This window comes from Azospirillum soli, from assembly GCF_017876165.1.
Classification (GTDB): Bacteria; Pseudomonadota; Alphaproteobacteria; order Azospirillales; family Azospirillaceae; genus Azospirillum; species Azospirillum soli.
The window spans coordinates 1-20,396 of record NZ_JAGINQ010000025.1 but is presented as its reverse complement, the minus strand read 5'-3'; the positions used below and the strand labels follow the sequence as shown (position 1 = coordinate 20,396).

General features: G+C 67.1%; 26 protein-coding genes and 1 tRNA gene. 21 read left to right on the top strand and 6 right to left on the bottom strand.

The genetic code is table 11. The features are described 5' to 3' along the window. The first annotated feature begins 11 nt into the window (after positions 1–11). From J2852_RS26510 to J2852_RS26500, 3 genes are read left to right on the top strand one after another with little or no spacing between them, the layout of a single operon-like run. Entirely contained in the window at positions 12–1,130 is a 1,119-nt protein-coding gene (locus tag J2852_RS26510; protein WP_246500000.1) for an ABC transporter ATP-binding protein, read from the top strand. 13 nt (positions 1,131–1,143) lie between these two features. Then, positions 1,144–1,839: a phosphoglycolate phosphatase gene (gene gph / locus J2852_RS26505; RefSeq protein WP_209881496.1), complete on the top strand. Its 696-nt coding sequence runs from the start codon at positions 1,144–1,146 to the stop codon at positions 1,837–1,839. Beyond that, the gene (locus J2852_RS26500; RefSeq protein ID WP_209881494.1) at positions 1,833–2,342 is read left to right on the top strand and encodes a histidine phosphatase family protein; all 510 of its coding nucleotides are present in this window, start codon (positions 1,833–1,835) and stop codon (positions 2,340–2,342) included. Before gph ends, J2852_RS26500 begins: the two co-directional genes overlap by 7 nt. 63 nt (positions 2,343–2,405) lie before the next feature. Here the strand turns inward: J2852_RS26500 and J2852_RS26495 are convergent, their stop codons facing one another. The 5 genes from J2852_RS26495 to J2852_RS26475 form a co-directional block, all read right to left on the bottom strand. Next, entirely contained in the window at positions 2,406–2,843 is a 438-nt protein-coding gene (locus J2852_RS26495; protein WP_209881492.1) for a PRC-barrel domain-containing protein, read from the bottom strand. A gap of 96 nt (positions 2,844–2,939) precedes the next feature. Continuing rightward, positions 2,940–3,569 carry a calcium-binding protein gene (locus J2852_RS26490; protein WP_209881490.1) on the bottom strand — a complete coding sequence of 210 codons (630 nt, stop codon included), beginning with the start codon at positions 3,567–3,569 and terminating at the stop codon, positions 2,940–2,942. Between the two features lie 164 nt (positions 3,570–3,733). Further along, positions 3,734–4,558 (bottom strand): FkbM family methyltransferase, encoded by an 825-nt coding sequence (locus J2852_RS26485; protein ID WP_209881488.1) that lies wholly within the window; start codon positions 4,556–4,558, stop codon positions 3,734–3,736. A gap of 133 nt (positions 4,559–4,691) precedes the next feature. Further along, positions 4,692–4,892 carry a hypothetical protein gene (locus tag J2852_RS26480; protein WP_209881486.1) on the bottom strand — a complete coding sequence of 67 codons (201 nt, stop codon included), beginning with the start codon at positions 4,890–4,892 and terminating at the stop codon, positions 4,692–4,694. Between the two features lie 17 nt (positions 4,893–4,909). After that, entirely contained in the window at positions 4,910–5,062 is a 153-nt protein-coding gene (locus tag J2852_RS26475) for an entericidin A/B family lipoprotein (protein ID WP_209881484.1), read from the bottom strand. A gap of 177 nt (positions 5,063–5,239) precedes the next feature. Here J2852_RS26475 and J2852_RS26470 point away from each other — a divergent pair, with 177 nt between their 5' ends. The 4 genes from J2852_RS26470 (at position 5,240) to J2852_RS26455 (ending at position 10,369) form a co-directional block, all read left to right on the top strand. Then, positions 5,240–6,595: an MATE family efflux transporter gene (locus J2852_RS26470; protein ID WP_209881482.1), complete on the top strand. Its 1,356-nt coding sequence runs from the start codon at positions 5,240–5,242 to the stop codon at positions 6,593–6,595. Positions 6,596–6,739: 144 nt separating this feature from the next. Next, positions 6,740–9,553, top strand: a complete 2,814-nt coding sequence (gene gyrA, locus J2852_RS26465) for a DNA gyrase subunit A (protein WP_209881480.1) — start codon at positions 6,740–6,742, stop codon at positions 9,551–9,553. A 23-nt stretch (positions 9,554–9,576) separates the two neighbouring features. Then, positions 9,577–10,116 carry a pantetheine-phosphate adenylyltransferase gene (coaD, locus tag J2852_RS26460; protein WP_209881477.1) on the top strand — a complete coding sequence of 180 codons (540 nt, stop codon included), beginning with the start codon at positions 9,577–9,579 and terminating at the stop codon, positions 10,114–10,116. 177 nt (positions 10,117–10,293) lie between these two features. Next, positions 10,294–10,369 (top strand) — tRNA-Lys (locus J2852_RS26455). A gap of 290 nt (positions 10,370–10,659) precedes the next feature. Here J2852_RS26455 and J2852_RS26450 read toward each other — a convergent pair. Then, positions 10,660–11,214 (bottom strand): MerR family transcriptional regulator, encoded by a 555-nt coding sequence (locus J2852_RS26450; protein ID WP_209881475.1) that lies wholly within the window; start codon positions 11,212–11,214, stop codon positions 10,660–10,662. A gap of 102 nt (positions 11,215–11,316) precedes the next feature. Here J2852_RS26450 and J2852_RS26445 point away from each other — a divergent pair, with 102 nt between their 5' ends. The 14 genes from J2852_RS26445 to J2852_RS26380 all read left to right on the top strand — a co-directional run bounded on the left by J2852_RS26445 (position 11,317) and on the right by J2852_RS26380 (position 20,088). Continuing rightward, the gene (locus J2852_RS26445; RefSeq protein WP_209881473.1) at positions 11,317–11,574 is read left to right on the top strand and encodes a helix-turn-helix transcriptional regulator; all 258 of its coding nucleotides are present in this window, start codon (positions 11,317–11,319) and stop codon (positions 11,572–11,574) included. Then, positions 11,571–12,017, top strand: a complete 447-nt coding sequence (locus tag J2852_RS26440; RefSeq protein ID WP_209881471.1) for a GntR family transcriptional regulator — start codon at positions 11,571–11,573, stop codon at positions 12,015–12,017. Before J2852_RS26445 ends, J2852_RS26440 begins: the two co-directional genes overlap by 4 nt. A 64-nt stretch (positions 12,018–12,081) precedes the next feature. Continuing rightward, a complete protein-coding gene (locus tag J2852_RS26435) occupies positions 12,082–12,417 on the top strand; it encodes a hypothetical protein (protein WP_209881469.1) in 336 nt (111 codons plus the stop codon). Beyond that, positions 12,320–12,979, top strand: coding sequence for a hypothetical protein (locus tag J2852_RS26430; RefSeq protein ID WP_209881468.1), 660 nt, complete (start codon positions 12,320–12,322; stop codon positions 12,977–12,979). Before J2852_RS26435 ends, J2852_RS26430 begins: the two co-directional genes overlap by 98 nt. Before the next feature lie 186 nt (positions 12,980–13,165). Next, positions 13,166–13,423, top strand: a complete 258-nt coding sequence (locus J2852_RS26425; RefSeq protein WP_209881466.1) for a hypothetical protein — start codon at positions 13,166–13,168, stop codon at positions 13,421–13,423. A gap of 77 nt (positions 13,424–13,500) precedes the next feature. Then, positions 13,501–14,769 (top strand): phage portal protein, encoded by a 1,269-nt coding sequence (locus J2852_RS26420; protein WP_209881464.1) that lies wholly within the window; start codon positions 13,501–13,503, stop codon positions 14,767–14,769. Beyond that, positions 14,750–15,286: an HK97 family phage prohead protease gene (locus J2852_RS26415; RefSeq protein ID WP_209881463.1), complete on the top strand. Its 537-nt coding sequence runs from the start codon at positions 14,750–14,752 to the stop codon at positions 15,284–15,286. The genes J2852_RS26420 and J2852_RS26415 overlap by 20 nt, the downstream gene beginning before the upstream one ends. Before the next feature lie 32 nt (positions 15,287–15,318). Further along, a complete protein-coding gene (locus J2852_RS26410; protein ID WP_209881461.1) occupies positions 15,319–16,533 on the top strand; it encodes a phage major capsid protein in 1,215 nt (404 codons plus the stop codon). A 14-nt stretch (positions 16,534–16,547) separates the two neighbouring features. Next, positions 16,548–16,970: a hypothetical protein gene (locus J2852_RS26405; RefSeq protein WP_209881459.1), complete on the top strand. Its 423-nt coding sequence runs from the start codon at positions 16,548–16,550 to the stop codon at positions 16,968–16,970. Between the two features lie 526 nt (positions 16,971–17,496). Continuing rightward, positions 17,497–17,901 (top strand): phage terminase small subunit P27 family, encoded by a 405-nt coding sequence (locus J2852_RS26400; RefSeq protein ID WP_209881457.1) that lies wholly within the window; start codon positions 17,497–17,499, stop codon positions 17,899–17,901. A gap of 69 nt (positions 17,902–17,970) precedes the next feature. Continuing rightward, positions 17,971–19,239, top strand: coding sequence for a terminase large subunit (locus tag J2852_RS26395; RefSeq protein WP_209881455.1), 1,269 nt, complete (start codon positions 17,971–17,973; stop codon positions 19,237–19,239). After that, a complete protein-coding gene (locus J2852_RS26390; RefSeq protein WP_209881453.1) occupies positions 19,236–19,490 on the top strand; it encodes a terminase TerL endonuclease subunit in 255 nt (84 codons plus the stop codon). The genes J2852_RS26395 and J2852_RS26390 overlap by 4 nt, the downstream gene beginning before the upstream one ends. A gap of 9 nt (positions 19,491–19,499) precedes the next feature. Next, complete coding sequence (locus tag J2852_RS26385) at positions 19,500–19,793, top strand: hypothetical protein (protein WP_209881451.1); 294 nt, start codon at positions 19,500–19,502, stop codon at positions 19,791–19,793. After that, positions 19,780–20,088, top strand: coding sequence for a hypothetical protein (locus tag J2852_RS26380; protein WP_209881450.1), 309 nt, complete (start codon positions 19,780–19,782; stop codon positions 20,086–20,088). The genes J2852_RS26385 and J2852_RS26380 overlap by 14 nt, the downstream gene beginning before the upstream one ends. Positions 20,089–20,396: the final 308 nt, after the last annotated feature.

Below are 20,396 nucleotides of genomic sequence, written 5' to 3'. Positions count from 1 at the left end.
GAGCCTCCATCATGAACCAACAGTTTTCCCCCGCCTCGCTGACCGCCGGGATGGAGAGCGTCGGCGTCCGCATCGACGGCGTGGACCTGTCCTACGGCAGCCATCGCGTCCTGAAGGACATCCATCTGGACATCCGGCCGGGCGAGTTCTTCGCCTTCCTCGGCCCGTCCGGCTGCGGCAAGACCACGCTGCTGCGGCTGATCGCCGGCTTCAACACGGCGCAGCGCGGGCAGGTGACGATCGGTGGGCGCGACATCTCGGCCCTGCCGCCGCACAAGCGCGATGTCGGCATGGTGTTCCAGAGCTACGCGCTGTGGCCGCACATGACCGTGCGCCGCAACGTCGCCTTCGGTCTGGAGGAGCGGCGCGTGCCCCGCGCGGAGATCGAGCGGCGGGTGGAAGCGGCGCTCGACCTCGTCGGGCTGAAGCATCTTGCCGACCGCCGCCCGTCGCAGCTCTCGGGCGGCCAGCAGCAGCGCGTCGCGCTGGCCCGCACCATCGTGATCGAGCCGAAGGTGCTGCTGCTGGATGAACCGCTGTCGAACCTGGACGCCAAGCTGCGCGTGCAGATGCGGCAGGAGCTGCTGAGCCTTCAACGCAAGCTGGGGCTGACCACCATCTTCGTCACCCACGACCAGGAGGAGGCGAACACCATCTGCGACCGCATCGCCGTGATGGACGACGGCATCGTGCAGCAGGTGGGCACCCCGCAGGAGCTGTACGATCACCCCGCCAACCTGTTCGTCGCGGGCTTCCTGGGCACCGCCAACGTGCTGGAAGGACAGGTGCGCGCGATGGACGGCGGCGGCACGGCCTTCGTGATCGGCGGCGCCTCGCCGATCCCGCTGCCGCACGGCATCGAGCCGGGGGCCAAGGGCAAGCTGATGTTCCGCCCGCAGAACCTGTTCATCCGTCAGGACGGCGGGGCGCCGCGCCATGGCCATGTCCGGCTGATGGGGGTGGTCCGGCACCGGGAGTTCCTGGGCGCCTCGATCCGCTACGCGGTGGACATCGGCGGGCAGCAGGTGCAGGTCGACGCCCCGCACCAGGCCGGCGACGCGCTGCTGCCGCCGGACGGCCCCATCAACCTCGACTTCGCGGCTGACAAGGCCCGCTTCCTGCGCCGATAGGAGCTGCATTCCGGTGACCAGTCTTCCCAACCGCATCCCGTTCCGCGCCGTCGCCTTCGATCTGGACGGCACGCTGGTCGACAGCGCCGCCGACCTGATGCACGCGTCCAACGCCCTGCTGGCCGAGCTGGGCCGCCCCCCGGTCGATCTGCCGGCGGTGCGCTCCTTCATCGGCGACGGGGCGGCCAAGCTGGTGGAACGCATTCTGGCCGCCACCGGCGACCTGCCCGGCCCGGAGGAAACGGCGGCGCATCTCTGCCGTTTCCTGACCATTTACGAGGCCGATCCCAGCGCCCACAGCGCGCTTTATCCCGGCGTGGCGGACACGCTGGCGGCGCTGGCCGGCGCCGGGCTGACGCTTGGGGTCTGCACCAACAAGCCGATGGGGGCGACCCGGCGGCTGCTGGCCGACCTGGGCATCGCGGACCGCTTCGCGGCGGTGGTCGGCGGGGACAGTTTCCCCAGCCGCAAGCCCTCGCCGGAGCCGGTGCTCGGCCTGCTCGACCGTATGGGCGTACGGCCGGAGGAGACCGTGTTCGTCGGTGACAACGAGCATGACGTAGCCGCCGCCCGCGCCGCCGGCGTGGCGCGGGTTCTCGTGCTGCGCTACGGCTACGCGCGGGTGCCGCTCGACAGCCTTCCCCACGATGGCATTCTGGAGCGCTTCGGCGACCTGATGGAGGCGCTGTCGGCGACCTCCGCATGCTGAGCCGCGTTGTCTTCTGCCGTCATGGCGAAACGGAAAGCAACGTCGGCGGCTGGCTGGCCGGATCGCTCGATGTGTCCCTGACCGAGCGCGGGCGGGAGCAAGCCCGTGCCGCGGCGGCGGCGCTGGTCGCCCAGGGAAACCCCGTCGCCGCGATCTACGCCAGCCCGCAGCGGCGCGCGCTGGAGACCGCGCGCGTTATCGGCGCGGCGCTGGGCCTCGCGGTGACCACCGTCCCCGGCCTGGAAGAACGGCGCTGGGGGGCGTTGGAAGGCGGCGCCGTTCCGGCGGATCTTTTGCGGGAAGAGGTTCCGGGGGGCGAGAGTCTCTCCGCCTTCCAGGCCCGTGTCGCCGTCGCATTGGACGGGTTGCCTGTTCCGGCGGACGGGCGGCCCCCGCTGGTCGTGGCCCACGCGGGAACCTGGCACGCGTTGTGTCTCTGGATGGGTGTGGACCCGGATACGCTCTGGCCGCCCAACGCGGTGCCCGTCACGTTGACGCGGTGAGCCAACCGGTTCGACAGCGCCGCGAGTGCCCCTCGCGGCGCTGTTCGTTTGTCGGTCTTCGAATCAACGGGGCGGCACCGTCGTGACCCCGGTCCAGTTGGTGGAGCCCGTGGACGACATCGGCACCACCGGGGTTCCCGCCGTCAGGGGCGCGGCGCCGCCCTCCTGAAGCGCTGCGAACTGCTCCGCCGTCATGCCGGTGAGGATGAGGGCTTGGCGCTCGCTGCTGTAGCGCAAATGGCCGGTGTCCACCGCCGCGTGACGCTTGGTCGGATAGACCGGAGCGCCGCTGGCCACGACGACCTGTTCCGCCCGCCGGTCGGGGGAGAGGACCACGTCTTCCACCGTTCCGAGAATGCGGTCGCCCGACTGAACGGACAGTCCGACGAGTTCGAGCGGTGTGATGGACGCCATCGGCCTCGGCGCGTCGCCGACTTCCGCGCAGGCGCCCAGGGCGACAAGCGCGCCGACGGCCAATAACCGGTAAAAAGCTGTGCTCATGCTCCGTTCCTCCGTCGCGGTGGTGCAGCTATAACGCGGCGGAAGGGCGAAGGGGTGCGCGGCGGGGCCGAAGACGTCTCCAGCCCCGCTCCCGGATTAAACGAAGAAATAGTCCCTGTTCAGTTGCAGGCCGATGCTGTCCACCGTCAGCGACGATCCGTCCTGGAACGAAAAGATCGTTTCGGACGATGTCGTCGCCATCGTCATGCCGCTGGCGGCGTAGCCCTGGAACTCGATCCGGTCGATGCCCTTCTCGAAATAGTCGATGTCGTCGTGCCCGAACGCCCCACCAGGGGCGGCCTGCATGCGGAAGATGTCCCTGGTCTGGTCGAAGTAGCTGACCATGTGGTCGTTGCCGGTGCCGGGCAGGAACAGGTCGGCGCCGTCGTCGCGCAGCGTATCGACCAGCCAGTCGTCGCCGGACCCGCCGACCATCGTGTCGTTGCCGCGTCCGCCCTTCACCGTGTCGTTGCTGGAGCCGCCGTCGAGCCAGTCGTTGCCGGCCCCGCCGAACAGCTGGTCGCTGCCTTCCCGGCCATACATGCGGTCGTTGCCCGCGTCGCCGCCGTACGGGTCCCCGAGCCAGTCGTTGCCCAATCCGCCGTCCAGCGTGTCGTTGCCGGCGCCGCCCTGGAGCGAGTCGTTTCCGGCCCCGCCGTACGCTTCATCCGCGGCGCTGGTGCCCATGTACCAGTCGTTGCTGGTCGTTCCCCAAAACTTGGCCATGTTCCTCTCCGCCTTTTGGTTAATGAAACGTTAACGACAAAATAGGCGAAGATTGAGGGTGAAAAAACGACAGAGTCACCGCGGCCGAATTTTACCACAATCCGACGTGGATTGTTTTCGGTCTGCTTCCAGAATGGTTCGAATTTCGACGGATCGGGCGGCGGTCAGGAAGCCGGCCAGGACTCCTCCGACGTGATCTCCTGGGATGAGACCGAAATGTCCAGTTCGCGAGGTGCGCAGAAGACGTTGAAGGCGCCTTCGCCGGGGAAAAGGTTCTCGGCGCATCCCCGGAAGTTGTTGGGGTTGAAGTAGACCGGCAGGTGCCACCACAGCCGGTAGCCCAGCGACCAGACCTGCCGGATCAGCGCGGGCGAGCGGTCGCGCCGGTCGTTCTCCAGATAGAGGAAGGGGCGGCAGCGCGCGATGGTCTCGGCGGCTCCGGCGAGGACGGCGCTCTCCATGCCCTCCACGTCCGCCTTGATAAGCCGGCAGTGGGGGAGGTTCAGCCCGTCGATGGTCTCGACCGGCACCGGCAGGCCGTCCTGCCCGGCGGTGTCGAGCCCGAGCCCGCCGAAATTGTTCGGCCGCGTCGGGTCCAGCTGCGGCACGGCGATGATGCCCGGCGCCGCGCCGACCCCGGCCGGGCGCGCCTCGACGTTGGCATAGCCGCCGAGCATGATGTTCGTGCACAGCATCTGGAACGCGATGCGCTGCGGCTCGTAGGCGATGACCCAGCCCGTGGGGCTGGCGGCGCGGGCCAGCACGACGGTCAGCGCCCCGATGTTGGAGCCGGCCTCCACCACCGTGTCGCCGGCCCGGACGAGGAAGCGCAGGAAGTTGGCCTCCGCCTCCGAATACTCGCCGTACACGTCGAGGCTGCGGCCGACATAGACATCGTTCGGATTGAAGATCATCCGCCCGTGGCGGCAGTCGCGAATCCGGCCGAAGCCGCCGGGCAGATCGTGAACATCAGCGGCATCGGCGCTCATCCGGCGTGTCTCCTTCGCGTGGGCGGAAAGGAGACTATCGGCGCCCCGGTTGCAGGACGCAACGGCCCTCTCCCACCATGGGTGGAAGAGGGCCGTTCGGCGGGATCATGCGGGTGGGATCAGGCCGGCGGGATCAGGCCCGCGTCGGCCGCGGTTCGCCCGGCATCGGCTGCTCAGCCGGCGGCGGTACTTCGGGCGGCACGCTGGGGTTGTCCGGCACGGGGTAGGGATCGGGCGTGCTCGGCTGGTCCGGAGTCGGCGTGGTCGGCGTGGTGGGGGCGGGGATTTCGCCCGGACCGCCCGGGTTCACGCCGGGATACATCGGATCGCTCATGGTTCCCGTCCCCGCCTTTACTCGGCCGCCCGTTCGACGGCGCGCCCGCCCGCCTTCACGTCCTGCCCCATGCCTTCCACCGTGTTGCAGCCGGCGAGCAAGGCGGCAAAGGCCAGAACGAAGCTGGCAAGCGCGATTTCGCGCGCAGGAAACCGGATCGCACGGGTCATGGCCCCGAACTCCTCAGTGGATGATGTTGCTTTGTCAACGCCACGCCACCTTCGTTGGTTCCGGACCTCCGGCGCGTTTTGCAACGGAGCGAACGGAGAGCACGCTACCACTTGACGTGGTACGCCGCGCGGTCAAGATGGCCGGCTTTCCCGCCGCCCGGACGAACGATCCTCTCGATGACCGAAAGCACGCTTCCCGCCTCTCGCATTGCCGACCGCCTGCGCGCCCATGTGGGCGAATTGCTGCGGCTCGCGACCCCCGTGATCATCTCGCGCGCCGGGCTGGTGGTGATGATGGCCGTGGACACCGCCATCGTCGGCCGGTTCAGCGCCCAGGAACTCGCCTATTACGGGCTGGCGCATCTGCCGGCGAATCTGATGGTCGGCACCGGCGTCGGGCTGCTGATGGGCGTGGTCGCCATGACCGCCCACGCCCTGGGCGCAGGCGACGAAAAGGAGTGCGGGCGGGTGTGGCGCCGCTCGATTCCCTATTGCCTGCTGCTGGGTCTCCTGTTCGCGCTGGTGTCCTTGGCGGGGGAGCCGTTCTTCCGCCTGACCGGGCAGTCGCCGGACCTGGCGGCCGGCGGCGGTGCGGTGCTGGCCGTGCTCGGATACGGGGCGCCGGGCATGATGCTGTACGTTGCCACAGGCTTTTTCCTGGAGGGGCTGAAGCGGCCGCTGCCGGGCATGGTGGCGATGATCATCGGCAATCTGGTCAACGCGCTGCTGGCCTGGGCGCTGGTCTGGGGGCATTTCGGCTTTCCGGCCATGGGCGCCGTCGGCTCGGCCTGGGCGACCACGGCGGTGCGCTGGATGATGGGGCTGGGGCTGTTCGCCTACGCGTGGTGGATGAGCGACCACGAGCGCTGGGGCGTGCGGGAGCGGGTGGGGGCGTGGTGGCGCGAGAGCCACAAGCAGCGCCACCTCGGCTACGCTGCTGGATTGAGCCTCGCGGTGGAGAGCGGAGCCTTTGCCGGGCTCGGCCTGTTCGCGGGAATGATCTCGCCGATGGCGCTCGCCGCCTACACGGTAGGGTTGAACCTGACGGCGCTGCCCTTCATGGCGGCGGTGGGGCTGGCCTCCGCCACGGCGGTGCGGGTCGGGGTCGCCTACGGGCGCGGCGACCGGCTGGACATGGTGCTGGCCGGCTGGACCGGGCTTGGCGTCACCAGCGTGATCCTGGCGGGAGTCGGCGTGCTGTACCTAGCGGTGCCCGAGCATCTGGCGGCCATCTACACCGCCGATCCGGATCTGCTGGTGCGGGTGGCGCCGCTGATCGCCTTCACCGCCTGGGTGCTGGTGGCCGACGGCGGGCAGGTGGTGATGGCGAACGCGCTGCGCGGGCGGCACGACGCCTGGATCCCCACGGCGCTGCATTTCATTTCGTACGCGGTGGTGATGATTCCCGTATCCGCATTTCTCGCGTTCGTAATGGAGCGGGGCGAGCGTGGTCTTTTCGAGGGAATTCTGATCGCCAGTGTGGTATCGGTGACCATACTTTCGCTGCGCTTTGCGCTTCTGAGCCGTCGCTGAACTGTCTTGACCGGAAATGCGACGGCTGGTGGCGTTGTGTGCACATGCGAAAGCTGGTAGCAGTACCTATATTAGTCGCATCGGTCCGTTGGGCCGTGCGCAATGCCTGAGCGCCGCAGAAGCCAGCCGAACGAGTTTGTCTCCTTGAGCACGACCCCCCTTCCTCCCGCCTCCGACATCGCGCCGGTCACGATCGAAGACGAGATGCGGCGTTCGTATCTCGATTACGCGATGAGCGTGATCGTGAGCCGCGCGCTGCCCGACGTGCGCGACGGGCTGAAGCCCGTGCACCGGCGCATCCTCTACGCGATGAAGGAGGGCGGGTACGACTCGACCAAGCCCTACAAGAAGTCGGCGCGCATCGTCGGCGACGTGATGGGTAAATACCACCCGCACGGCGACAGCGCGATCTACGACGCCATGGTCCGCATGGCGCAGGACTTCTCCATGCGCCTGCCGCTGATCGACGGGCAGGGCAACTTCGGCTCGATGGACGGCGACCCGGCGGCGGCCATGCGCTACACCGAGGCGCGCATGGCCAAGGCGGCGGAGGCGCTGCTCGACGACATCGACAAGGACACCGTCGATTTCCAGGCGAACTACGACGATTCGGGCCGCGAGCCCACCGTCGTCCCGGCGCGCTTCCCGAACCTGCTGGTGAACGGCGCCGGCGGCATCGCCGTCGGCATGGCGACCAACATCCCGACCCACAATCTGGGCGAGGTGGTGGACGCCTGCTGCGCCTACATCGACAACAACGACATCACGCTCGACGAGCTGATGGACATCGTCCCCGGTCCGGACTTCCCGACCGGCGGCCTGATCCTCGGCCGCTCGGGCAGCCGCTCGGCGCTTCAGACCGGGCGCGGCTCGATCATCCTGCGCGCCAAGACCGAGATCGAGGAGATCCGCAAGGACCGCTTCGCCATCGTGGCGACGGAAATCCCCTATCAGGTCAACAAGGCCAAGCTGATGGAGCGCATCGGCGAGGTCGTCAACGACAAGACCATCGAGGGCATTTCCGACCTGCGCGACGAGTCGGACCGCGACGGCGTCCGCGTGGTGATCGAGCTGAAGCGCGACGCCGTGCCGGACGTGGTGCTGGCCCAGCTGTTCCGCCACACCCAGCTGCAGACCTCCTTCGGCGTCAACATGCTGGCGCTGAACGGCGGCCGTCCGGAGCTGATGAACCTCCTTGACATCATCAAGGCGTTCGTCCGCTTCCGCGAGCAGGTCATCACCCGCCGCACCGAATTCCTGCTGGGCAAGGCACGCGAGCGCGCCCACACCTTGGTCGGCCTGGCCGTCGCCGTCGCCAACCTGGACGCCATGATCGCGCTGATCCGCAGCGCGCCTGACCCGACCTGGGCGCGCGAGCAGATGGTGGCGCGCGAGTGGCCGGCCATGGACGTCGCCCCGCTGATCGAGCTGATCGACGAGCCGGGCCGGGGCGTCGGCGCCAACGGCACCTACCGCCTGTCGGAAGAGCAGGCCAAGGCCATCCTGGACCTGCGCCTGCACCGCCTGACCGGGCTGGAGCGTGACCGGATCGGCGCCGAGTTGCGGGACGTCACCGACCAGATCGCCGACTATCTGGAGACGCTGGCCAACCGCGCGAAGCTGCTGGGCATCCTGCGCGACGAGCTGATCGAGATGAAGGAGCGGTTCGGCAACCCGCGCCGCACCGAGATCCAGGAGCTGGAGTTCGAGGCCGACATCGAGGACCTGATCCAGCGCGAGGACATGGTCGTCACCGTCAGCCAGTCCGGCTACGTGAAGCGCGTGCCGCTTTCCACCTATCGGGCGCAGAAGCGCGGCGGCAAGGGCCGGTCCGGCATGTCGATGAAGGCGGAGGACGCGGTCAGCGACCTGTTCGTCGCCAACACGCACACGCCGCTGCTGCTCTTCTCCTCGCGCGGCATGGTCTACAAGCTGAAGGTCTACCGCCTGCCGCTGGGCAACCCGCAGGCGCGCGGCAAGGCCTTCGTCAACCTGCTGCCGCTGATCGACGGCGAGACGATCACCACCGTCCTGCCGCTGCCCGAGGACGAGGCGGCCTGGGCCGACCTGCACGTCGTGTTCGCGACGTCGAAGGGCAACGTGCGCCGCAACCGCCTGTCGGACTTCGCCAACATCCGTTCCAACGGCCTCATCGCCATGAAGCTGGAGGAGGAGGGCGAGCGCCTGATCGCCGTCCGCACCTGCTCGGAGCAGAACGACGTCCTGCTGGCGACCGGCGGCGGCAAGTGCATTCGCTTCATGGTGGACGACGTGCGCGTCTTCGCCGGCCGCACCTCGACCGGCGTGCGCGGCATCCGGCTGGCCGAGGGCGACGAGGTCATCTCCATGACCACGCTGCGCCACGTCGAGGCCAGCCCCGAGGAGCGCGCCGCCTACTTCAAAAAGAAGCGCGAGGAAGGCGTGGAGATGGAAGGCGAGGCGGCGCCGGAGGCCGACGAGGTCCCGGCCGAGGCCGTCACGCTGACCCAGGAGCGCTACGAGGAGCTGAAGCGCCTTGAGCAGTACATCCTGACCGTGACCGAGCGCGGTTACGGCAAGCGCACCTCGTCCTACGAGTACCGCGTCACCGGCCGTGGCGGCCAGGGCATCTGGAACATGGAGATGGGCGAGCGCAACGGCGCCATCGTCGCCGCGTTCCCGGTGGAGGAGACGCATCAGGTGATGATGGTCACCAACGGCGGCCAGGTCATCCGCATGCCGATTCACGACGTGCGAATCGCCGGCCGCAAGACGCTGGGCGTCACCCTGTTCCGCGTCGGCGCCGACGAACGTGTGGTCTCTGTCGCCTCCATCGAGGAGGAGGAGGACAACGGGAACGGCAATGGCGCCGCCGAGAACGGTGTTGCCGAGAACGGTGTCGCTGAAAACGGCGCTGTGGACGGCGGCGCATCCGATGGCGGTGCTGCGGACGGCGGCTCTGAGAGCGTGAGCGACTGAGAAAAGGGCGGAAGGGTACTCCCATGGCCAAGCGCCGCATCGGTGTCTATCCCGGCACCTTCGACCCGATCACCAACGGGCATCTGGACATCATCCAGCGTGCCTCGCGGCTGGTCGATCACCTGATCGTCGGCGTCGCCCGCAACGCCGGCAAAGGCCCGCTCTTCTCGACGGACGAGCGGGTCGCCATGGTGCGCGAGGACTTGGCCGCCCTGAACAACGGTGCCAGCATCGAAGTGAGGGCCTTCGACACGCTGCTGATGCACTTCGCGATCGAGGTGAACGCGAATGTCATCATCCGCGGCCTGCGCGCTGTTTCGGACTTCGAATACGAGTTCCAGATGGCGGGTATGAACGCCCGCCTGAATCCGAAGGTTGAGACCATGTTCCTCATGGCCTCGGAAAAGCACCAGTTCATCTCCTCGCGCTTCGTGAAGGAGATCGGGCGCCTTGGCGGCGACATCCGCCACTTCGTCAGTGGCCGCGTGGCGGAGCATCTGGCCGAGCGCTTCGCGCGGGAGTCCGCCGACCCCAGCAAGGCGGTACAGACGCTAAAGCAGTGACGATCCTGATTGGGGTGCTGTAGGGAGACGGGCAATTTTTGTGCGCTATGGTCAACCCTGTAGTTGACCGGCGGAGCGCTCCCCCCTATGGTGCGCCCGTTCCGCGCTGGCGGCGAGAAGTAACCGGTGGTCAGGCGCTTGCCCACCACCCACGCCCGCCACAGTTTCGCGAGAGCTGATCCGGTAGCTCAGTCGGTAGAGCACGTGACTTTTAATCATGTGGTCGTGGGTTCGAGTCCCACCCGGATCACCAAGCTTTTCAAGGCTCTAGCCTTCGTAACGGGGTCGCTTCGGCGGCCCCGTTTCCGTTTGGGGCACATATGGGGCACAGCGGCGTGCAGGCTTGAATGTGCGAGGGGCGTGGGGCACGCAAGGACGCAAACAGGAAGGGCGCCCCGGTGGAGCGCCCTTTCTTTCTGCCTGGAGGCCTATGCTCGCCGCGCTGGATGGAGTACCAGCCGCGAGCTGCCGGTGTTCTCTCGGTCACTGCCGGCTGGACCGGGCTTTAGAGGGAAGAAGTCTAGAACCCTCAGGCGGCCAGCCTTACTCGTCTTCCATCTTTGCCGCGTTCGGACGGTAGTAGAGCGCCTGGGTGAGATTGAACACGACGACTGGACGCGTCGGGTAGACGCTGGTCATTTGCGTCACGACCGCTCCAACCTCAGTTTCGTCTTTGGTGAACCGGTAGGTCCAATCCCAGCCTCCGCCGCCGTCGAACTCGGTAAAAGAACTGGTGACGCCGCCTAGGGCGTTTTCGCTCCGCTCGTCTCCGGCATTGTTCGGAAACGAAACGATCAGCCAAGCAGGCTCGCCAGAGAGCGCTGTATCGATCGTCTCAGCCGTGTGGCCTTCGCGTTGGTACTCAGCATCTTGCAGCGTAATCCGGATCGCGCCAGCAAACGTTCGAATCGTCGCAATGGATGCTCCAACGCTATGGAGCTGCGCCAGCAAGCGGGCAATCCGCAATTCCTGTGTCGAGAACAGGCGCGGCGCATCGCCTTCCGTCTTTGCGGCAACAATGGCCCCCTTGTCAGCCCAGAACTGAACAATACGGCGGGGCAAGTCGGTTCGACGCGCCAAGCCAGCGATGGTGAACATTCGATTCTCCCGACCAAACTCTGACGCGAACAATAAAGTTGACGCGATGCGTTAGTAACGCCATTCTTCATTGAGTGACGCTATGTGTTACCATAACGCTATATGATCGTCGTCTGGAGCGCCATCATGCCCGCCCCCCGCCTTTTGGCTGTGAAGCAGGTTCAGGACCGTACGACCCTCTCGCGGGCCACTATCTATCGACTCGAACGCGACGGAAAATTCCCTAGGCTGGTATCTCTCGGGGCTGGCCGTGTCGCTTGGCTTGAGAGCGAAGTCGAGGGATGGGTCACGGCCCAAGTGGCGGCGCGTGACGCTGCCAGCCTCGACGGCACTCTTGCGGAGGCGGGAGCCTCCGCGTGATTGCGCGCGAGTTGAAGATAAATCCCGACGGTGGATATACGCGCCAATACCGGCGGCTCTGGGAGCACCCCGCTTTTCGCAGCAAGCAGGAAGCCGGCGTCTTCGCTTGGATGATCGCCGCTGCACAATGGCGCGAGACGCGCATCCCAACGAAGTTTGGCCCGGTGACGCTGGGCGTTGGCGAACTGCTGATTGCCGAGCGTGAGCTTGCGGAGGACTTCGGCCTGCACCGCAACACCCTCCGGGCGCTGCTTCAACGCATGCTCGATGAAGGTATCATCGAGCGATTTTTGGACCGCTGTCCGCACCGCGCCGGGACCATAATCAGGATCGTAAATTACGCGGTATATCAAGGCCTTGGGCATCCTTCTGAGCCGAAGGAGGATCGAAGCTGGACCACGAACGGGACCGAAGAGGGACCGAAAGAGGACCAAGAACAATGAAGAGAATCAAGGGAAAGAAGATCCTCCTGCTGCTGACGCGCGGGCACGGCTGGTCGAAGTCGGCATGCAGGTGCTGCGGCTTGTAGGCGTTCACGATGATCCCCGCTGGCTTGGCAGCTATGGCCGTGTCCAGCAGTGGCTTGCCGACGGTGCCGACCCCGAACTCGACATTTATCCCACCGTCCAACGCGTCATGGCGCGACGGGGCGCACAGGGGCCGCCGGGCAGCCTGGATTACTTCGACCTGCCCATAGCCGACGCCATCGCCAGCCGCACCCGACCCATGCCAGAGGGCACCCACCATGAGCACCACGACCGTCAAGGACATCGCCGAGGCCGCCAGCCTGCCGGCGGCATCTTCGCCGAGATCTTGGAGCGCGACCTTGGCGGCGGCGGTTGAAACCCCGACCGCTGGCGTGGTGACGGAGAACGGCTATGAGCTACGCCCGGCGCCGTGGGTGCCCCCTCGCGTCGTGTCGGAGGAACTGCGGCGCGAAGCCGTGCACGCGCTGGGGGTGCTGCGGGTCCACTCCGGGCCAGTTGACGTCGACCTTGCCCAGCGCTGGGTTGCGCATTTCGCTGCGCGCCTCAACGGGAGCAACCTGCCCCCGGCAACCAAGCTGACCGCGGCCGTTTCCGACATCGTGCGGGAGCGATACCCGGCGGTGCTGTTCGACGATCACGACCTGTTGCTGCGCGTCGTACGGCGGTTCGAGTGGTGGCCCGGCTGGGCCGAGCTGGCGCCCGTCCTCGATGCAGAGCGGGCGCGGCTGCGCCTCGAATGGGAGCGGCTGAGCGTGATCGCAAAGGGCGGCAAAGTGAAGGAGCCGGCGCGCCCCGACCGCGAAGAGGATCGCCCGGCCGGCCCGCGCACGCTGTCTGCCGCGACCAAGGAGCTGCTGCGCCGGGCCTATGCCGACCTCGACTCTGCATCGGACGAGATGCGCCGAGGGCGCCGATGACCGCGCCGGCCCCTATGATCCTCAAGCGCATCGCTATGGGCACCGCCGGTCCGGCGGACATCGAATGGCTGCGCGCCCGGCTGGGCGTCTACCTCTCCGATCCCGAGTGCGGAATCGAGAGGGCCTTGCACCTCGACCACGGACCAGGGCAGCAGCCGTGGTGGAAAGTCGAAAAGAAGCGCCAGCGTGACGCGCCTGATACTTCGTCTCTGGCGCGAGAGGTTCCCCGATCTGTCCGCCTGGGAAGCGGCTGAGCGGATCGCCAACGTGCACCAGCGCTACACCGCCGCCGCGTGGCTGCATCACCGCGACCTCGACACGCCGCCGGATGAGCCGACCGCCGCCTTGCTGTGGCAGATCCTGAAGATGGACCTGCGGTTTCCGAACAGTCGCCGGCGCATCTTCGAAATACTCACGACCGCTGACCGCGACGCACTCTACTGAAATTAAATACCCCCTTTTGATTTCAGTGGATCGTCATCACGCTTGCCCCTGAGCTACAGCTTAACCGGGCGGCAAACGTGTGGAAGTTCAGCAAAGGCAAGGGAAGAGCGGAAGAGACGAGGGGCGAATCCTTCGACTTGAATAACCCGTTCGTCGCCTTCGTGCTTGGTGGCTTGGGGCCGACTGTTTCGGGTGAGAACGTCACTCCGGAAACCGCCCTGAAGTGCTCGCCTGCGTTCGCCTCGATCAAGATCGTTGCCGAGACGCTGGCGCAGCTCCCGGTTCACCTGTACCGGAAGAAGGGCGATGACGACCGCGAGCGCGCCACCGACCATCCCGCCTACAGGTTGGTCGCTAAGGCCGCGAACGCCTGGACCCCGGCCAGCGAATTCCGGCTGATCCTCGGCACGCACTTCGCCACCGCCGGAAACGCCTTCGCCTTCGTGAACCGGAACGCGGCCGGACTGGCGGAAGAGCTGATCCCGCTGGACTCGCGCTTGGTCGCGGTGAAGCAGGACCCGTTGACCCTGGAGCCGGTCTACACCCACACGCCTCCGAACGGGCAGCCGCGCGACTACACCAGGGCCGAAATCTTCCACGTCCGGGGCGTGGGTCTGGACACCTACCGGGGCGCATCCACGGTCACGCTGGCACGGGAGGCCATCGGGCTTGCCCTGACGCTGGAGACTCACTGTGCTGGCCTATTCGGTCGCGGTGCGAAGCCAAGCGGTATCCTTCGCCATGCCAAGACCTTGGGTGAAGCCGCCTGGAGGCGGCTGCGAGCACAGTTCACGAACTGGTACGTCGGCGGTGCGAACGCTGGAAAAACCATGATCCTCGAAGAGGACATGAAGTTTGAGCAAACGCAGCTGTCTTCCGTCGATGCGCAGACGCTGGAGATGCGCCGGTTCCAGATCGCGGAGATAAGCCGCTTCTGGCGCATCCCGCTTCACATGCTGAACGATTTGGATCGCGCCACGCACAACAATGCGGAGGCGATGGGTCAACAGTTCTTGACCTACTGCATCCTTCCTATTCTGAAACTGTGGTGCGATGCGCTGGCACTTTCCCTTCTGACCGAAGACGAACGCGAGGAATATTACTTCGAGTTCTTGGTGGATGACCTCGCCCGCGCCGAAATCGCCAAGCGCTACGAGGCATACAGCAAGGCGATCAACAGCGGCGTGCTGAACCCCAACGAGGCCCGCGCGATGGAGAACCGCCCCGGCTACCAGGGCGGGGAAACCTTCATGCGCCCGGTCAACACCGCGCCGGCCCCGACCGGGGACGCCGCCGGCACCACCGACAAGGAAGAGGGGGCCGCCGATGACGACGCAGCGGCGTGACATCGAAATCCGCTTCGCGACCGAGGGGGAAGCGCCGGGCACCTTCACCGGCTACGGCGCGGTGTTCGGCGTGGTGGACAGCTACCGCACCGTGTTCATGCCGGGGGCCTTCGCCGCGTCCCTGAAGGAGCACGCCAAGGCCGGCACGCGCCCGCTGATGCTGTGGCAGCACGACCCCGACGAACCTATCGGCGTCTGGCTGGAAGTCCGTGAGGACGCCAAGGGCCTGTTCGTGCGCGGCCAGCTCGTCCTTGAGGCTCCTGGCGGAGCCAAGGCGCACGCGCTGATGAAGGCCGGGGCGTTGGACGGGCTGTCGGTCGGGTTCCGCACCCTCACGGCCCGCACCCTGGCGGACGGCACCCGCGCCATTACCGCCGCCGAACTGATCGAAATCTCTCCCGTCGTCCGCCCCTCGAATGTGAAGGCGCGGATCACGGGCGTTCGCACCGCCGCCGGCCCGGCAGGTCTGGCGGCACACCTTCGCCGCGCTGCGGCACTCATTGGAGGCACGGAGTAATGCGACACCTGACGAACACCCGGAGCAGTGCCATGACGGCGGTGGGGGCGGCGCTGGCGCTGGGCCAGATCGACCCACGCTGCGGCTGGGAGACCCGCGAGGAACAGGGCACCGGCAACGACACCATGGCCAGCGGTGGGGCGGATGAAATCCGCGCCGCGCTGGACGAGTTCACCGGGGCCGCGACTCAGCGCCTCGACGGCACCGAGGCCGGCGTTACCGAGCTGCGCACCCGCATGGACGCCATTGAGCGCGCGCTTCGTCGCCCTGGCGCTGGCGGAGGCGGCACGGAGCAGCGCGGCAACAACGGCCCGGCCCCCGAGACCCGCGCCTTTGAGGCGTTCGTCCGCCGGGGCCGTGAGCAGATGACCGCCGAAGAGACCCGCTCCCTGCGGGTGTCCGATGACACCAACGGCGGCGTGCTGGCCCCGGCGGAGTTCATCCCCGAGCTTCAGCGCAACGTGGTGCTGTTCTCCCCCGTCCGCGCCGTGGCGAACGTGCGGGGCATCGGCGCCGGCACGGCGATCCTGCCCAAGCGCACGGGCGGCATGACCGCGACGTGGACCGGGGATACCGAGGACCGGCAGGAAACGACCGTCAGCTTCGGCGCGGCGGAATACCCCGTCGCGGAGATCACGGCTTACGTCGATGTCCCGAACGCGCTGTTGGAGGACTCGGCCTTCGACATCAACGCCCTGTTGGCGTTCGAGTTCGGCGAAGAGTTCGGGGCCAAGGAAGGCGGGGCCTTCGTCATCGGCAACGGCGTCAAGAAGCCGATGGGCTTCATGAACGACAAGGCCATTCTGACCACCCGCAGCGGGCACGCCTCGCAGATCACGGCGGACGGGCTGATTGACCTGTTCTACGCCCTGCCGTCGCCGTACCGCGCCAACGCCGTGTGGCACATGAACAGCACCACGACGGCGGCCGTGCGCAAGTTGAAGACCGCCACCGGGGAATACCTGTGGTCGGACGGCTTCAAGGCGGACACCCCGCCGACGATCCTGGGCCGCCCGGTGTGCGAGTGCCCGGACATGCCGAGCATCGCGGCCGGCGCGTGCCCCATCGCCTTCGGCGACTTCATGCAGGGCTACCGCATCTTCGACCGCGTGCCCCTGTCGCTGCTGCGCGACCCGTTCACCGTGGCCCACAAGGGCATGACCCGCTTCCATGGCCGCCGCCGCGTTGCCGGTGGTGTCGGCAAGGCCGAGGCGATCCGCAAGCTTGTCATCCAGGCGGCCGAGTAAGGGAGGCACCGACCATGCGCGACCTGATGAACCACGTCCACCCGATCACGGCCATTCCGCCGACGCGGGTCACGGACAACACGGCGTTGGTGTCCGCCATCATCGATACCGCCGGCTATGGCTCCCTGACCTTCGTCCCGATGATCGGCACCATCGCCGACGCGGACGCCACGTTCGCCGTCACGGTGGAGCACGGGGACGCCCCGAACCTGTCGGACGCGGTGGCCGTGCCCGGTGACCAGCTCCTTGGCTCGCTGGGGCTGGCCGGCTTCACCCATGCGGACGACGGCAAGACGCGCAAGCTGGGCTACGTCGGCTATCGCCAGTTCGTCCGGATCACCATCACGCCGGCCGGCAACGGTGCCGCCGCTGACGTGGGCGTCCTGGCCGTGCTGGGGCATCCGGCGCACATGCCCACGGCCAACCCGCCGACCTGACGCAAGACCCGTCCCGCCCCGCCACAGCCTGACCGTGGTGGGGTGGCGGACGGCAGGGAGCATCCGCCATGCCCTACGCCCCGCCCAAGCACTGCCCACGACCTGGGCACCCTCCCTACACGGGGAAGCGCTGCCCCTTGTGTGCGAAGGACTATGACCAGCGGCGCGGCGGCGCTCGCCAGCGCGGCTACACCAGCGCGTGGGAGCGGGAAAGCAAAGCCTTCCTCGCCCTGCCAAGGAACCGCCTGTGCGCCTGTGGCTGCGGCCAGCGCGCCGACGTGGTTGACCACAAGGCCCCGCACAAAGGCGACCAAAAGCTGTTCTGGGACCGCTCCAACTGGCAGCCGATGCACCACGATTGCCACAACAGGAAGAGCATGGGGCAGGACCGGGGAGCGTGGCAGCCGGGCCAAACCCGCAACAATGTTGCGCCTGAGGGGGGAGGGGGTTCGGAATTTCAGGCAGAGAGGGCCGGGACCGGTGGGTGGTCCTGCGCGCACTCGCCCGGAAAATGGGATTTTCTCCTGTGAAGGGTCGGAAGTCCGCCCCGGTGGAGGTTGAGGACGCGCCGAAGCGTTGTCCGTCGCCGCCGTCCTGGCTGGCACCGCACGCCAAGAAGGAATGGAAGCGCGCGGCCAAGGAGCTGCACGAGCGCCGGCTTCTGTCGGACGACACCTTGGCAACGCTGGAGTCGTACTGCATCGCCGTCGGGCAGGTTCGGGAGTTCGAGGAGATCATGAAGGTGGAGGGGCGCACCGTCTCCACGGACAAAGGACCAAAGGCGCACCCAGCTTTCCGCATGCAGGGGAGCGCGATGCGCGAGGCCCGGCTACTCGCTGCGGAACTGGGCTTGACGCCGCACCGCCGCGGCGTGAAGGGCGGAACCGGCGAAGGGGACGACGATGGTTGGGACGCCGACCTTTTGCCCTGATCCGGCGCTCTACCCGGACCCGACCGGCCGCGCCGACCGGGTGTGCAGGTTCGTGCGGATGCTGCGACTGTGGGAGGGTTCGCTGGTGCTCGGTTCCTGCTGAACCCGTTTCAGGAAGCGATCATCCGGCGCATTTATGGCCCCAGCACGCGCGACGGCCGGCGGCTGGTGCGGTTGGCCTGCATCTGGATCCCAAGAGGGAACGCCAAGACGACGCTGGCCAGCGCCTTGAGCCTTGCCCACTTCATGGGGCCGATGTCCGAGCCGGGTGGGCAGGTGATCCAGGCCGCCGCCGACCGCGAGAACGCCGGCATTGCCTTCAAGCACTCGCACGAGATGGTGAAGCAGGATCGGGCCTTGCTGCGCCGGGTGCGCGCGTCGGAAAGCCGCAAGCGCCTGACGCACCGCCGGACCAGCTCCGAGCTGAAGGCCATTTCCAGCGAAGCTTACTCGAAACACGGGATGAACGCTTCGTTCTTTCTGGCGGACGAGGTGCACGCATGGCCGGCGGTGGAGGGCCGGAAGCTGTTCGGCGTGGTGCGAGATTCCATGGTCAAGCGCGACGAGCCGTTGACGGTGGTGATTTCCACCGCCGGGGAAGGTGCTGGCGGGCTGGCCTTTGACCTGTGGCGGCACAGCCTTGCCGTGGCCCGTGGGGAGGTGGAGGACCCGACCTTTGCGCCGATCATCTTTGCTGCTGATCCGGACGCCGATTGGCAGGACGAGGCGGAGTGGTTCAAGGCAAACCCGGCGCTGGCCGCCGGCTTCCTATCGCTGGAGGAACTGCGCATCAAGGCGCGGCGGATCGAGCACTTCCCCGCCGACCTCGCGGACTTCAAGAGGTTTCATCTCAACCTCTGGCAGGAGGGCGCGGCGAACCCCTGGCTGGACCCGGTGCTTTACGACAAGGCCGAACCCCTGGCGGCGTTGGCCGATCTGGAGGGCCGGGCGTGCTGGGTTGGGGTCGACCTGTCGAGCGTCGAGGACCTGACGGCGGTGGTGGCGGTGTTCCCCAGCGGGGAGGACGGCAACCGCAGCTATGACGTGGTGCCCATGTTCTTTCTGCCGGAAGCCTCCCTGGCGAAGAAGGCGGAGAAGGATCGGGCCGATTATGTGCGCTGGCGGGATGAAGGGTTCCTGACCGTCACGGAAGGGAACCGAGTCGACCATACGGCGGTGATCGCCTACACGGTGGGGCTGGGGAAGCGGTTCGATCTGCAAGAGGTGGCAATCGACCGCTGGAACAGCACCGCCGTCACTACGGCGTTGCAGCGCGAGGGCCTGACGGTCGCGGAGTTCGGGCAGGGCTTCGCCAGCATGGCCGGGCCGGTGCGGTGAAGGAGCTGAAGCGCGCGATCCTGGGCGGGCAGTTCCACCACGGCGGCAACCCCGTTCTGCGGATGTGCTTCGCCAACCTGCGGGCCGTGAAGGACGACGCCGAAAACGAGAAGTTCAGTAAGGAACGGTCCACGGGCCGCATTGACGGCGCGGTGGCCGCCGCCATGGCCGTTGGCCGCGTCATGGCCGAAGAGAACGCCCCCAGCATCTACGACACCGACGCCCGCCCTGGTGGGCTGCTGCTGATATGAGGTTGACCCATGTCTATTCCGATCAAGCCGCCCCCGCCGCGCCCGCTGGCGCTGATCTACGCGGACGGCGCGACCCCGGTGGAGATTGCGCAGCTGCGCCGTATACACCCCCAGCTGGTCACGGCCATGAACCGGGGGGAACCGGTGGCGGACCTGCTGCGCCATGTCGAGGAACAGCTTGCGATCCTCAACGGTGAACAGGCGTGCTCCGCGCCAGCAACGCCGCGTCGAGGTGGTGCACGCCGCCCGGCTGGCGCTGGTACACCGGCTCTTACCGGTGGGGGCGATCATGGACGTTGCTGATTCCGACCGCGTGACGGTCGAATATGAGGTGGTGGCGGTGGAGCGGTTCGGCCGTGGCCCGATCCTGGCCGTTGCGTCGGTGCTGATCGACATCGCGGGCGTTCACGTCCTGATCGAGGGCATCACCATGCGTCGGGCGGAGGGCGGACAGGCGGATATCACGGTACCCACCTACCGGCACCCGCGCACCGGGGAATGGAAACCAGCACTGGATCTGCCGGCGAAGGTCTGGGCGGCAATCTCGGTGGAGGTTGCCGAACGGGCGACGGGAAGGGTAGCGCAGTTGGTCCCATAACGTTTTTTGCGCGCTCGGCACGTCGTAGATCGCGCTCCGGCGGGCCGTGGATGCGTTCTTCGGGGAAGGGGGTGTTGAGCGCATCCTAATGGGTGGAGTAGAAAGGCTTATGATAAGGCCCGCCAGCGGAAGGCATGGCGGGCCGCTATCCAGGGTGAGGATGCTGAGCAAAACTAAAAAACAGTCGCGTATATCTTTTTCGTTCCGTCAATCGGGAGTATCCGGAATTTCGTGCTCGGCGGGGCGGATTTCAGTTTCAGGCGTTCATCGCCCTTGCGAACCGGTCGCCGAAGATAACGGCCATCTGC